The following is a 14,426-nucleotide window of genomic DNA, read 5'->3' as shown; positions in this document are numbered from 1 at the left end:
ATGACGGCCTGCGCCAGGCCCTGCTCTGGCTGGGGCCGCAGGCGGGAGACGAGCGGTACTACGATAACTTCCTCCAGCGCCATCCCCAGGATGGCGACGTGCAGGCCTACTACCGGAAAAACGTCGGCGGCGCGGCGAAGGGAGAGGGCTTCACCGCCCTCAACAGCGGCAATACCGGCTCGGCGCAGCGCCAGTTTGAGCAGGTTCTGCAAACTAACCCTGAGGATGCCGATGCCCTGGCCGGACTGGGCTACATCGCCCAGCGCAACGGCGACTACAAAGCAGCCTCGCAGTACCTGAGCCGCGCAGCGAGCCAGGGGGGCGAGGCATCAACGGAGCGCAAAACCCAGGCGGATGACGCGGCCTTCTACGGCCAGCTGGCCGAGGCGCAGCAGGCGCTCAAAGAGGGCAACGTCAGCCAGGCGCTGGCCCTCTCCGCCCCGCTGGCCCAGCAGAGCGGCGAGCGCGGCACGGCGGCGAAGCTGTTCCGTGCCGACGTCCTGCGCCACAACAAAGACTATCCCCAGGCGGAGCAGGCCTTGCGCGCGGTATTAAACGACCAGCCGCAAAACGCCGCCGCCAGGGAGAACCTCTTCTACGTCCTGCGCGAGCAGAACAAGTCTGACGAGGCTCAGGCGATGCTGCGCACGCTGCCCGCCAGCTTACAGGCGAAGCTCCAGCCGCGCATCGTCACTGGGCTACCGGGGGATCCCCTCCGTCGTCAGGCCCAGCAGGCCGCCGCTGCGGGCAATACCCGGCAGGCTATCGCCATCCTCCAGCAGGGCGTCAGCCGTCTGCCGGACGATCCGTGGCTGCGTCTCGACCTTGCCCGCCTGCTGCAAAAGAGCGGCAGCGGCGACGAGGCCAGCACGGTGATGGCCCCGGCAGCGCGCAACGGCGCGGGGGCCAGCTCGCTCTACGCGGCGGCGCTCTTTGCCAGCGAGAACGGCGCATGGCAGCAGGCGCAAACCCTGCTGTCGCGTATCTCTCCCGCCAGTCAGAACGGGCAGATGCGCGATCTGGCCCAGCGAGTGAACTACAACCTGCAGCTGGCTACCGCCGAGCGCTACCTGGCCCAGGGCAATAATATTGCCGCCGCCAACACGCTGAAAACCCTGACCCACCGTCCGCCGGAAAGCCCGGTGGATGCGGGCAAGCTGGCGAAGCTGCTGGCCCAGAGCGGCGATCTCAACGGCGCGGTGGCGCTGGTGCGGGAAAACCTGCGCCAGGGCGTGCAGGGCAACGCCGGGGACTATGCCGATCAGGTTACGGTTCTGAACAAAGCCGGGCTGGACAACGAGGCCCAGGCTTTCCTCGCCAATCCCGAACTTCAGGCGCGCAGTACGCCCACGCAGCTGGCAGGGATCCGCAACGGCTACGTTATCAACGAGGCCGACCAGCTGCGCGAGCAGGGTAACTACGCCGCCGCCTATGACAAGCTGATGCGGGCGATGCAGAGCGATCCGCAGAACACCGATCTGATGTTCGCCATGGCCCGCCTCTACCAAACCGGTAAGATGAACAAAGAGGCCGGGGTGGTCTACGACTACCTGATAACCCGGGATACCGACGATCAGGCCGCTCGCGTCGGGGCGATTGACGTGGCGCTGGCAGAGAACAACCTTGATAAGGCCCAGAGTCTCGCCAGCGGCCTGCGCAACGACAGCTCGGCGGACCGGATGCTGCTGCTGGCCCGGCTGGAAGAGGCAAAAGGCAACCACCAGCAGGCGATGACTTACCTGCGCAGTGCCCGCGGCAAGCTGCTGGGGATGGCGTCCACCAACGCCGCCGCCACGCCAACCATCGACGGCGTATTGCTGGCGGACAACCCGTTTGTGGGTAACAGCAAGACGGCGGCTCGTTCAACGTATAGCAACGGTGACAGCATGCCGTGGCAGGTGGCGCAGACGGCGCGCGAGCCGGGCAGCACGCTGCCGGGGACAATGCGCACCGATCTGCCGATGGAAACCGTGCAGAGCCGAACCCTACGTCAGGTTGATGAGATGATGCAGGATCTGCAGCAAAAAACCGGTATGTGGGTACAGGGTGGGGTAGAGATCCGTGGCCGCGACGGCGAATCCGGCACCAGCAAGCTGACCGAAGCCAAAGCACCGCTGACGTGGTCCAGCTCGCCGTTTGGCGAGTCGCGCTTCGAGTTCACCGCCACGCCGATTACCCTCAGCGCGGGCAGCGCCTCGGGAGATGCATGGCGTCGCTACGGCACGAATCCGCTCAACAATGGGATCAGCAACGTCAGTCAGTCGATAGTTGACGCCTATGAGGATCTCACCGGTGAGATCAGCCCGGTAACCGCAGCGCAAACTGCGCGGGAGCTTTCACCCTTTAATGGCGAAGGATTTGATCGTCTTAATGTGCTGAGAGAAACCGGCGTATTGGACGCGTTAAGTCGCAGTGAGTACAGCCCTAACCTGAACAGTACTATTAATGACTCAACGAGTTCGCAAAAGGCCAGCGGCGTTGAGCTGGCGATGGCACTTAGCGGTGAGCAATATCGAATCGATATCGGCAGTACGCCACTCGGTGAGGATCTCAGCACCCTGGTGGGCGGCGTTCAGTGGTCGCCAAAGCTGACAAACTACCTGACGCTGATCCTTAAAGGTGAGCGACGCGCCGTAACCGATAGCCTGCTCTCTTACGTCGGTATGAAAGATAGCTTCTCGGGTGGGCGCTGGGGGCAGGTGACCAAAAACGGCGGCAGCGCACAGCTGGGCTATGATGACGGCGAAGCGGGCTTCTATATTGGCGGCGGTGGCTACAGCTATATCGGAGAGAACGTTGCCAGCAACACCAGCATGAATGCCAACGCCGGGGTCTATCTGCGTCCATACCATGATGACTTTAGGGCGTTGCAGACCGGTCTGAACGTCAGCTGGATGGATTTCTCTAAAAATCTCAGTTACTACACCTTCGGCCAGGGCGGCTACTTTAGCCCCCAGAACTACGTCAGCGTCTCGTTGCCGGTTGATTTCTCGCAGAAAATCGACAACTGGAAGCTGCGCATTGGCGGCTCGGTGGGATATCAATCCTATACCCAGGACAGTAGCGACTATTTCCCGAACGATCCTGAAGCGCAGCGTGAATTGGAAATGCTTGCCAATTTAGGTTTTGCGAAGGAGGCACGCTACGGCGGTAGCTCAAAGAGCGGCGTCGGCTACACCGTGCGTACAGGCGTGGACTACAACGTTAATAAAGATATGACGATAGGCGGCAAGGTCGGCTATGACACGTTCGGCAACTACAACGAAAGCACCGCCGGGCTTTACTTCCGCTATATGTTAGGAGGCAACTGATGACCCAGAATGGTCAATATTCACCGCTGATGAGCTACTTTCAGCAGCAGCAGACGCCAGCGGGCTGGTTCGATCTGCTGACTATTATGATCGACAACATGGTGCGTAACGTGGGGCAGACGGACAGCCAGCCTTTCCTGCGTCAGATGGGGGAGGCGATGGCCGAGCGTTTCCCGCTGCCCGATGCGGAAACGGTAGGGGAGCTGGAGGCAAATATCAATGCCCTGCTGCGCCAGTTCAACTGGGGCTTTATCGATATTGTGGCCAACGAGAACGGGATGCTGCTGCGCCACGAGGGGCTACCGCTGGGACGCGATGACGATCGGCAGCGCTGGTGCCACGCCTTTTGTGCGATACTGGAAGGCCTCTACGCCCGCTGGTTGCAGGCGCAGGGCGGGGGAGCACACGTCACCGTACAGCGCGAGCGTCTGTTTTCCCATTCCGACGTTCAGTTCCGTTACCACAATCCACAATGAGTCCAGCCACAATGAGTCCAGCTATGGTTAAGCGCGTAGTTGCCGTAATGGTTATTCTGGGGGGGCTGCTGTCTGCCTCTTTTGCTCAGGCGAGTACCGCCTGGGATACCTATAAATCCCGCTTTCTGATGCCGGACGGGCGTATCGTTGATACCGGCAATAAAAACGTCTCCCACACCGAAGGCCAGGGCTTTGCCATGCTGATGGCGGTGGCGAATGACGATCGTGCCAGCTTCGACAAGATGTGGGCCTGGACGGAAAAGACGTTAAAAAACAAAGAGAATGGACTGTTCTACTGGCGCTATAACCCGGTCGAGCCGGATCCGATCCCCGATAAAAATGACGCCTCTGACGGCGACGCGCTGATCGCCTGGGCGCTGCTGAAGGCCGATGCGCGCTGGCACGACGGGCGCTACAGCGCCGCCTCGGACGCCATCACCAAAGCGCTGGTGAGCCACACGGTGATTAACTTTGCGGGCTATCGCGTTATGCTGCCGGGTGCCAACGGGTTCAACCTCAACAGCTACGTGAACCTCAACCCCTCCTATTTCATCTTCCCGGCGTGGCAGGCGTTCGCCGATCGCAGCCACCTGACGGTGTGGCGGGATCTGATCCGCGACGCGCAGACGCTGACGGGCAAGATGGGCTGGGGTAAGGCGAATCTGCCTACCGACTGGGTGGCGCTGGCTGCCGACGGCAAGATGCAGCCCGCTAAAGAGTGGCCGCCGCGCATGAGCTATGACGCGATACGTATTCCGCTCTATATCGCCTGGCAGGATCCAAACAGCCCGCTGCTGACGCCATGGCGCAGCTGGTGGCAGACGTTCAGTCGCAGCCAGACCCCGGCCTGGGTCAACGTCACCACCAACGAAGGCGCGCCCTACAATATGAACGAGGGGCAGCTGGCGGTGCGGGATCTCACCCTCGGTGTGAAAAACGGCGAGCCGCAGATTACCGCCCAGGACGACTACTACTCCGCGAGCCTGAAGATGCTCTCCTGGCTGGCAGAGCAGCGGTAGCAGGCAATAAAAAAGCCGGGTGGCGGCTTCGCCTTACCCGGCCTACAAAACAGATGCCATTCGTTGATATCGGTATTCACCGTAGTAGTGGCATTACTGCGGATACGGTACCCAATCCCCGCCGTTAAGACGCACGTACGGTTTGTTCTGGTACTGGATCACAATGGCGTTGGCGTTCTCCGACACCGGGGCCGTCTGCGGCAGGTTGCTGGTCAGGCTGTCCCAGTTGACGCTATCTTCGGTAAACAGCTTGCCGTCCACCGAACGGGCAACCAGCTCCGATACCGCCAGGAAGCTGCTCGGCTGATCGACCACCACCGGCGCACCCTCGTGCGGTGCCTTCATCCCGAAGAACTTGATCCCTGCTGGGACGTTGGTAATAGACGGGCTGGGGATATCGCGCAGGCCAGAAACCTGCATCTTATCACCCTGCAGCGCGCCGCCGTGCTCCGGCACCATTACGACCATCACCTTACGGCCCGATTTTTCCAGCGTGTTGAAGAACGCATCCAGCTCGTCAAACAGCTTCTGGGCGCGCACCTTATAGTCCGCCGTTTTGCTCACGCCTGGGAAATGGTTCCCGTCGTGTAGCGGCAGCAGGTTGAAGAAGGTGGCCGTGCGCTGGTTCCCGTCCTGGGACTGCATCCAGCGGTTTAGCACCGCCGTATCGTCGTACACCGGCGAGCCGTCAAAGGAGAGCAGGGCGGTTGGAAGACCGGACTGATCCATCAGCGGAGCCTGCATGCCGCCGTTATCACGTACCTCTTTCAGGAAGCCGCCGAACACGCCGTTGTGGTCGAGCATAAACTGCTGCGAGAAGCCGAGCTGCGCCAGGTTATCAAACAGGTAGCACTGGTTACCCGCCTGCTGATAGAGGTTCTTATGCGACGGCTGGCCGCAGCTGGCGCGCAACAGACGAATTGCCGCCGGGCCGCTGTAGGAGGTTGCCGAGTTGAAGTGCTTAAACTGAATATCAAAGTGCGACCACAGCGGATGCGACATCAGGCCTGCCGCCTCGACGTCCGCCCACGACAGGGAGCAGATGTTGATCACCAGCAGCTCAAACGGCTGGGCATCGGCAGGCAGCTGCGCCGGGAAGCGGACCTGGCGCTTCTCTTCTGCGGTATAGAAGCTGTTCAGCCATGCGTCGAGGTTTGCGGTAGTCGGCGGTGCGGTCTGCGCCGGGATATCGCCCACTACCGGTTTGTCAGCGGCGGCGGCGATGGTCGCCGCGGCGTTGCCGCCGGTGGTGGTGACGGTATTGGTAGGCTGACCGGCAGGCCACAGGGAGAAGGTCGGCCCGGTCAGGGTCAGCACGTTCAGCCAGACCATAATCGCCACCACAAAAACGGTCACGCGGATCCACTGCGCCAGGAAGAGCCAGGCCACCAGCAGAACAAAAATTCCGCCGATCATCTGCCAGTTGATAAAGCGCGTGACCAGATCCAGCAGATAATCAGCGCTGAATCCGGCCACCTGCGAGCCCTGGCTGAGCATGCTCTGCGGGCCGGGGAGCCAGGTGTCGTGCCAGAAGAGAGCAAAGCCAATGGGAATGGCGATCCAGTGGCGCAGGCGGTGCACGCTAAGCCGCGGCAGCGGGATCAGCAGGAACGCCATAAACACGAGGTTTAACAGTGCGTGAAAATTAAGGTAGCCCGCCCACAGCAGCCCAAATTTCACCAGGAAATAGAAGTTCCAGCCGGCAAGGCCGCGCCAGTATTGCCACAGCGGTGAGGGCGCAGAGGCGGTAAAAGTTTGATTAGTCATCTTTTCGTTTTGCCTTGACGGTCGAAGCACTGCGCCATGTACCAACCGGTTTTACATAGCGCGGTTTAATAAACAGCATGCGAAGCACGGCCTTGATTCGCCGAATGTAGTGGCGCGAGATATAGCCGAGCGGAAAAAAGATCAGGGCGCACAGCACCACCAGCTGAATGATATCGCTTAACTGCATCATGATGTCTGCTCCGAAGCCCCGCCCGGCAACCGGTGCGGCTGCGGTATGCGCCGCCAGCTCTGGCCGTTGTGTTCAGCGTTGATAATGGGGTTTGGCCCGTCGATCACCGGCAGTGGTTTACCCCACTTCTCCGGCAGCAGGGCGCGCATCTGCACCAGCTCGGCGGCAATCTGGTTATCTTCAAACCATACCACCCGGTTCGAGAAGATATCGGCGATGGGCAGCGGGAAGATATGGTTCAGGGCGGTATCGAGATCGTTGACCCGGCAGAAAGAGAGAAACAGCATCAGCCGGTTATCGCCGATGGTCATGATATCGCCCACGCGGTTTGGGCGGCACAGGGTCAGCGCCTGCTCCACGCGGATGCCGGGCACCGGACGCAGCGCTACCAGCACGCCTTTACCGTCCGTCGGCAGCAGCGTATTGCTGAGCATATTGCTTACAGCATCGCAGAAGGTGTCCCATGTCTGGTAGCCGCGCAGCTTCAGCGGCTGGGTCATGGTCAGCAGGGCGGCAATATCTTCCGGCACCGGACGGTTAAACTGCTGTCCCTGCACGCTCTCGATCAGCGTCAGACAGCGGGAGAGCGGCGCATTCCACGGAATAACCATATTCGCCCCGCAGCCCAGCAACAGGCGCTCGTCGGTAGCGCGCAGGCTGGCGTTCTTCTCCCGCACAATAATTTTCAATGCGCTGCCGCGCTGGCGGCGCAGGGTGTGGATCTGGCGGGCCAGGCCTTCAATCTGGTTGTTCTGCATCAGCGAAAAGATAATGGTGGCCGCCTGGGTGGTACGCGCCTCGTTAAACAGGGCTTCGTTATTATCAAACAGCGCCCAGTGCTCCGAGAGCGGCGGCGCACCCTCTAATACCATTACGTTACTTAGAATACGCTTCTCATCGCTGCGCGGCTGCACCGACGCCTGCTCCTGCTGAGCTATTTTCCAGCTGCCGTTATTTTGCTCAACAATAAGCTGCTGGCGGGCGCTGACGCCTTTTTCATTAAACCAGAAGGCAACGTCATAAAGATGGATATCGGCCTGGGAACGCAGGCTGGACAGGCCAAAAAGTGAGCGATATTCGCCCATCAAAAATGAGTATTGCTTATCATTATTGTTGCCGGGGTTAACTATCAGCAAAGTGCATTCATGATATTTCGCCCAGGCGTCTATTTTTTCCAGCCAGCTGCGCAGATTATCGACGGATATATTTTGCCAGACGTTATTGGCACAGAGTAAAACAAGAAAGTAGTGCTGTGGCTCAATAGCGCTGAGGAGATCGCGGGTAAAAAAGAATAGCCCGTTCTCATGATTAGGCATAGTAAAAAGATGGATTTTGTCGGGACCGTGACCGGCCTCTAAATTAATAATTTTATTAGGATCGTGACCCATAGTTATCAGCGCCGCCCGGGTTTTTTTATGCTGGGCAGCAAGAGTATAATTCACCAGGTTTATGGCATCCTCTTCGCGATCGGCGTTGACCCACCAGACTCCGCCAGCTGGCATGTGGCTCAACTCATCCCATAATGACTGGATGCCAAGGGTAAATATGGGCTTCACGGTGTCTCTCTTAATCAAATTCGTCTGCACCTTAGTTTACTAGCGAAAGCCGAGAAATAAACCTAACATTGAAATTAAAGAACATCACATTTAGCATGTAAATGAATTTTCGGCGGCGGTACGCGCTGGTGTCTGTTCATGGGTTTTCACTCAAAGAGATGCAGTAAAAATGTATAACAAAGAATCGACCGGTCAGACTGATTCAACCCTGGGTTATACCTTTCAGAACGACTTCCTGGCCCTGAGCCGGGTTTTTTCGCTGCCTGAAATTGATTACACCGATATATCCCAACGTGAACAGCTGGCTATGGCGATAAAACGCTGGCCGCTGCTTGCTGAATTTGCCCGCCAACAATAATTAATAAGGAAGACGTGGATGGCCATTCTGGGTCTGCAAGGCATTCGCGGAGGCGTGGGGACCACATCGGTAACCGCAGCGCTGGGCTGGGCGCTACAGCTGCTGGGGGAGTCGGTGCTGATGATCGACGCCTCTCCGGATAACATGCTGCGCCTCTCGTTCAACGTTGAGTTTACCCACGCTGATGGCTGGGCGCGGGCGCTGTTGGGCGATAAAGAGTGGCGCAATGCAGGTCAGCGCTATACCTCTAGCCTCGATCTGCTGCCGTTTGGCCAGCTGGCCGCCGGCGAGCGGGAAAACATCTATGCTCTGCACGATCGCCTCGTTCCGTTCACCGCTGCGCTCCAGGCGCTGAAGGCGCAGGGACACTACCAGTGGATCCTGCTCGACCTGCCGGCGGACTTTACGCCGCTCACCCGAGAGCTGCTGGCGCAGTGCGACCATACGCTAACCGTGGTGAAGCCCGATACTAACTGCCACGTTCGCCTGCATCAGCAGGCGTTGCCGTCCGGCACGCATCTGTTAATTAACGATCTGCGCATCGGCAGCCTGTTGCAGGACGATCTCTACCAGGTCTGGCTCCAGAGCCAGCCCCGCCTGCTGCCGATGGTTATCCACCGCGATGAGGCGATGGTAGAGTGCCTGGCGGCGAAGCAGCCCCTGGGCGAGTACCGCAATGACTCGCTGGCGGCCGAGGAGATCCTGACCCTGGCCAACTGGTGCCTGCTGCACTGCGCCGGGCAGGATCGTATTCATCACCCTGACACTGCCGGGCAGGTTGTATGAGCCGCCTTGCCGCCTTGCTGTTGATCCCCCCGGTCAACGCCCGCCTGAGCGCGCGTTACCACCTCTACCGGAGCCACGGCGCACCGGCGTTTAGCGCCGCGCTGGGCTGCCTGTGGACTCTTCTTGCCTGGCTGTTTATTCCGCTGGAGCACCCGCGCTGGCAGCAGCTCCGCGCTCGCCACGCAGAATTTTATCCCCATATTCGCGCCGAGCGGCCGCGTCCCCTCGATCCGGCCCGCTACCTGCTGCAGACTGTCTGGCTGCTGATCGGCGCGCATAATGCTCCGACCACGCGGGCGCGAACAAGCAAGCGCGCACGCTTTACCCATTTCCGCCGCCGCTACCTCAACTGGCTGGACGCCCTGCCAACGAAGGTGAGCAGCCGCACGAGCCATATGGAAGGAGAGAAAGAGCTGGCGCACCTGAAGCCGGGCGTACGTCGTTTTATCATCGGCGTGATTGTCTTCTTCTCGCTGATCCTTGCTCTGCTCTGCATCACCCAGCCGTTTAATCCCTGGTCGCAGTTTATCTTCCTGCTGCTGCTGTGGGGCGTGGCGCTGCTGGTGCGGCGTATTCCAGGGCGCTTCTCGGCCCTGATGCTGATTGTCCTGTCGCTGACCGTCTCCTGCCGCTACATCTGGTGGCGCTACACTTCGACGCTCAACTGGAACGATCCGGTTAGCCTGGTGTGCGGCCTGGTGCTGCTGTTTGCTGAAACCTATGCGTGGATTGTGCTGGTGCTCGGCTACTTCCAGGTAGTGTGGCCGCTTAACCGCCAGCCGGTACCGCTACCGAAGGATATGTCCCAGTGGCCGTCAGTGGACATCTTCGTCCCGACCTACAACGAAGATCTTAACGTGGTGAAGAACACTATCTATGCCGCGCTGGGTATCGACTGGCCGAAAGATAAGCTGAAAATTTGGATCCTCGACGACGGCGGCCGCGAGTCGTTTCGCCAGTTTGCCGAGATGGTAGGGGTAGAGTACATCGCCCGTACTACCCATGAGCATGCCAAAGCAGGCAACATCAACAATGCGTTGCAGTATGCGAAGGGGGACTTTGTCTCGATCTTCGACTGCGACCACGTGCCAACGCGCTCGTTCCTGCAGCTCACCATGGGCTGGTTTATCAAAGATAAGAAACTGGCGATGATGCAGACGCCGCACCACTTCTTCTCGCCGGATCCCTTTGAGCGTAACCTGGGTCGCTTCCGCCAGACGCCGAACGAAGGCACCCTGTTCTACGGCCTGGTGCAGGACGGGAATGATATGTGGGATGCCACCTTCTTCTGCGGCTCTTGTGCGGTGATCCGTCGTGGTCCGCTGGATGAAATTGGCGGCATTGCGGTAGAGACCGTAACCGAAGATGCGCACACCTCTCTGCGCCTGCACCGTCGCGGCCATACCTCGGCCTATATGCGTATTCCGCAGGCGGCGGGGCTGGCGACCGAGAGCCTGTCGTCCCACATCGGGCAGCGTATCCGCTGGGCGCGCGGCATGGTGCAGATCTTCCGTCTCGATAACCCGCTATTCGGAAAAGGGCTGAAGCTGGCGCAGCGGCTCTGCTACGTCAACGCCATGTTCCACTTCCTCTCCGGCGTGCCGCGGCTGATCTTCCTCACCGCGCCGCTGGCGTTTCTGCTGCTGCACGCCTACATCATCTATGCGCCGGCGCTGATGATCGCCCTGTTCGTGCTGCCGCACATGATCCACGCCAGCCTGACCAACTCGAAGATTCAGGGTAAATATCGCCACTCGTTCTGGAGTGAGATCTACGAAACGGTGCTGGCCTGGTATATCGCCAGACCCACAATGGTGGCGCTGTTTAACCCGCACAAGGGCAAGTTCAACGTGACCTCGAAGGGCGGCCTCGTGGAGGAGGAGTATGTCGACTGGGTTATCTCCCGGCCCTACATCTTCCTCGTGCTGCTGAACATCGTCGGCGTGCTGGTGGGCGTCTGGCGTTACTTCTACGGTCCGGAGACCGAGATGCTGACCGTGGTGGTGAGTATCGTCTGGGTCTTCTACAACCTGATCGTGCTGGGTGGCGCGGTGGCGGTGTCGGTAGAAAGCAAGCAGGTGCGTCGGGCGCATCGCGTTGAGATCTCTATGCCAGCGGCCATTGCCCGTGATGATGGTCATCTCTTCTCCTGTACGGTGCACGACTTCTCCGACGGTGGGGTGGGGATCAAGATCAACGGCCAGTTGCAGGTGCTGGAGGGGCAGAAGGTCAACCTGCTGCTCAAGCGCGGCCAGCAGGAGTACGTCTTCCCGGCGCAGGTAGTGCGCGTCCACGGCAGGGAGGTGGGCCTGCAGCTGATGCCGCTGACGACCCGCCAGCATATCGATTTTGTTCAGTGTACCTTCGCCCGCGCGGATACCTGGGCGCTCTGGCAGGATAGCTTCCCGGAAGATAAACCCCTCGAGAGCCTGCTGGATATTCTCAAGCTTGGCTTCCGTGGCTATCGCCACCTGGCTGAATTTGCTCCATCGTCCGTGAAAATGATTTTCCGGACGCTTACTTCCCTGATCTCCTGGGTTGTGTCGTTCATACCCCGCCGACCTGCGCGGGGCATGGTGGTGCAGCAGCCGGATCCGGTTATGGCCCAACAATGATGATAATGCGATGAAAAGAAAACTTACCTGGATTTGTGCAGTGGCGGTTGGGATGAGTGCTTTCCCGTCGCTGGTCACCCACGCGGCCCCGGCTACGCCGAGACGCCTGAGGCGCAGACCGTTGCGCCCGCAGCCGATCCGCAGGCCGTCGGCCAGGTGATGCCCGGCGTAACCGGCGCCAATGCGCCCATCGTTGCGGAGAACGCCCCGTCGCGGGAGGTGAAGCTCTCTTTCGCCCAGATTGCGCCCCCTCCGGGCAGCATGGTGCTGCGTGGAGTCAAACCCGACGGCCAGATCGAATTCGGGATGCGCAGCGACGAAGTGGTCTCGCAGGCGATGCTGAACCTGGAGTACACTCCGTCGCCGTCGCTGCTGCCGGTGCAGTCGCAGCTCAAGGTCTATCTTAACGATGAGCTGATGGGCGTCCTGCCGGTCACCAAAGAGCAGCTGGGCAAGAAGACTCTCGCCCAGCTGGCTATCGATCCGCTCTATATCACCGACTACAACCGGGTGCGGCTGGAGTTCGTCGGCCACTACCGCGACGTCTGTGAAAACCCGGCCAGCAGTACGCTGTGGATGGACGTCGGGCGCAGCAGCTCGCTAGAGATGACCTACCAGTCCCTGCCGCTGAAAAACGACCTGTCACACTTCCCGGTGCCGTTCTATGACGCGCGGGATAACCGTCCGCTGGTGCTGCCGATGGTCTTTGCTGGCGCACCTGCGCTGGAGCAGCAGCAGGCGGCAGGTATTGTCGCCTCCTTCTTTGGCTCCCGCATGGGCTGGCGCGGCCAGAGCTTCCCGGTGATCTACAACGGTCTGCCGGATCGGAACGCCATTGTGTTCGCCACCAACGACAAGCGTCCGGATTTCCTGCGCGACGCGCCGCCGGTGAATGCCCCGACGGTGGTGATGATGAATCACCCTAACAACCCTTACGTGAAGCTGCTGGTGGTCTTTGGCCGTGATGATAAAGATCTGCTCCAGGCGGCGAAGGGCATGGCCCAGGGCAACGTCCTGTTCCGGGGCGATCGCGTAGAGGTGAACGACGTTAAGCCGCTGCTGGCGCGTAAACCTTACGATGCGCCAAACTGGGTGCGTACCGACCGGGCCATCTCCTTTGGCGAGCTGAAAAACTACGAGGAACAGCTTCAGTCGGTTGGCCTTGAGCCGAACCCGATCAGCGTGGCGCTGAACCTGCCGCCGGATCTCTATCTGCTGCGCAGCAACGGCATCGATATGGATCTCAACTACCGCTACACCGCGCCGCCGACTAAAGACAGCTCGCGGATGGATATCAGCCTGAACAACCAGTTCCTGCAATCCTTCAGCCTCACCAGCAACCAGGACACCAACCGCCTGCTGCTGCGCCTGCCGGTTCTACAGGGGCTGCTGGATGGCAAAACCGCCGTCACCATTCCGGCGCTGCAGCTGGGGGCGCTCAACCAGCTGCGCTTTGATTTCCAGTACATGAACCCGACGCCGGGCGGCACCGTCGATAACTGCGTCACCTTCCAGCCGGTGCAGAACCGGGTGGTGATTGGCGATGACTCGACCATCGACTTCTCGAAGTACTACCACTTTATTGCGATGCCGGACCTGCGCGCCTTTGCCAACGCGGGCTTCCCGTTTAGCCGGATGGCGGATCTCGCGGACACCATTGTGGTGCTACCCGCCAATCCGACCCAGGGCCAGCTGGCAACGCTGTTGGACTCCATTGGCCAGATTGGCGCCCAAACCGGTCTTCCGGCGGTTAACCTGACCCTGACCAACGACGGCAGCCAGATCCAGAACAAGGATGCCGACGTGCTGGTGATCGGCGCTATCCCGGATAGCCTGAAGGATGACAAGCGCATCGACCTGCTGGTGCAGGCGACGCAGAGCTGGGTGAAGACGCCGCAGCGCCAGACCACCTTCCCGTCTATCGTCCCGGATAACACCGATCGCCAGGCGGATGCCCAGACGGCGGTAACCTCCAGCGGCCCGATGGCGGCCATTGTCGGCTTCCAGTCGCCGTACAACGACCAGCGCAGCGTGGTTGCCCTGCTGGCGGATAGCCCGCGCGGCTATGAACTGCTGAACGAGGCGATGAACGATAGCGGTAAACGTGCAGCAATGTACGGTTCCGTGACGGTGATCCGCGAGTCGGGCGTGAATGGTCTGCGGGTAGGGGATGTCTACTACGTCGGCCATCTGCCGTGGTTCGAGCGTATCTGGTATGCGCTCTCTAACCACCCGGTGCTGCTGGCGGTGCTGGCTGCGGTGAGCGTCGTGCTGCTGGCCTGGGTACTGTGGCGTCTGCTGCGTATCATCAGCCGTCGCCGTCTCGACCCGCATGATGATGAGTAAGC

General features: G+C 60.1%; 9 protein-coding genes and 1 pseudogene. 7 read left to right on the top strand and 3 right to left on the bottom strand.

Annotated features, from left to right (window positions below; translation table 11 throughout):
- Nucleotides 1-98 precede the first annotated feature (98 nt).
- Genes RTP97_RS13570 through RTP97_RS13560 form a run of 3 tightly spaced genes read left to right on the top strand, consistent with a single transcriptional unit; the run spans nt 99 to nt 4,806 of the window.
- On the top strand, nt 99-3,311 hold the full coding sequence (locus RTP97_RS13570) for a cellulose synthase subunit BcsC-related outer membrane protein (RefSeq protein WP_409455946.1): 3,213 nt from the start codon (nt 99-101) through the stop codon (nt 3,309-3,311).
- Complete coding sequence (gene bcsD, locus RTP97_RS13565; RefSeq protein ID WP_312414487.1) at nt 3,308-3,787, top strand: cellulose biosynthesis protein BcsD; 480 nt, start codon at nt 3,308-3,310, stop codon at nt 3,785-3,787. The genes RTP97_RS13570 and bcsD overlap by 4 nt, the downstream gene beginning before the upstream one ends.
- 23 nt (nt 3,788-3,810) lie before the next feature.
- A complete protein-coding gene (locus tag RTP97_RS13560; protein ID WP_312414462.1) occupies nt 3,811-4,806 on the top strand; it encodes a glycosyl hydrolase family 8 in 996 nt (331 codons plus the stop codon).
- Between the two features lie 93 nt (nt 4,807-4,899).
- Here RTP97_RS13560 and bcsG read toward each other — a convergent pair whose 3' ends face one another.
- From bcsG to bcsE, 3 genes are read right to left on the bottom strand one after another with little or no spacing between them, the layout of a single operon-like run.
- Nucleotides 4,900-6,573, bottom strand: coding sequence for a cellulose biosynthesis protein BcsG (gene bcsG, locus RTP97_RS13555; RefSeq protein ID WP_312414460.1), 1,674 nt, complete (start codon nt 6,571-6,573; stop codon nt 4,900-4,902).
- Complete coding sequence (gene bcsF / locus RTP97_RS13550) at nt 6,566-6,763, bottom strand: cellulose biosynthesis protein BcsF (RefSeq protein ID WP_312414458.1); 198 nt, start codon at nt 6,761-6,763, stop codon at nt 6,566-6,568. The genes bcsG and bcsF overlap by 8 nt, the downstream gene beginning before the upstream one ends.
- Complete coding sequence (gene bcsE, locus RTP97_RS13545; protein WP_312414454.1) at nt 6,760-8,319, bottom strand: cellulose biosynthesis c-di-GMP-binding protein BcsE; 1,560 nt, start codon at nt 8,317-8,319, stop codon at nt 6,760-6,762. Before bcsE ends, bcsF begins: the two co-directional genes overlap by 4 nt.
- A 169-nt stretch (nt 8,320-8,488) precedes the next feature.
- On the opposite strand from bcsE, the gene bcsR reads away from it, so the two are divergent.
- The 4 genes and pseudogenes from bcsR to bcsB all read left to right on the top strand — a co-directional run bounded on the left by bcsR (nt 8,489) and on the right by bcsB (nt 14,424).
- Nucleotides 8,489-8,677 (top strand): cellulose biosynthesis protein BcsR, encoded by a 189-nt coding sequence (gene bcsR / locus RTP97_RS13540; RefSeq protein WP_312211788.1) that lies wholly within the window; start codon nt 8,489-8,491, stop codon nt 8,675-8,677.
- Nucleotides 8,678-8,695: 18 nt separating this feature from the next.
- A complete protein-coding gene (bcsQ, locus tag RTP97_RS13535) occupies nt 8,696-9,463 on the top strand; it encodes a cellulose biosynthesis protein BcsQ (RefSeq protein WP_312414451.1) in 768 nt (255 codons plus the stop codon).
- The gene (bcsA, locus tag RTP97_RS13530) at nt 9,460-12,078 is read left to right on the top strand and encodes a UDP-forming cellulose synthase catalytic subunit (RefSeq protein WP_312414448.1); all 2,619 of its coding nucleotides are present in this window, start codon (nt 9,460-9,462) and stop codon (nt 12,076-12,078) included. The genes bcsQ and bcsA overlap by 4 nt, the downstream gene beginning before the upstream one ends.
- A 10-nt stretch (nt 12,079-12,088) precedes the next feature.
- Nucleotides 12,089-14,424: pseudogene (gene bcsB / locus RTP97_RS13525) on the top strand (cellulose biosynthesis cyclic di-GMP-binding regulatory protein BcsB).
- Nucleotides 14,425-14,426 lie beyond the last annotated feature (2 nt).

The sequence above is a fragment of the Pseudescherichia sp. genome (assembly GCF_031998825.1).
Classification (GTDB): Bacteria; Pseudomonadota; Gammaproteobacteria; order Enterobacterales; family Enterobacteriaceae; genus Pseudescherichia.
This window is presented reverse-complemented; position numbering and strand designations above follow the sequence as displayed.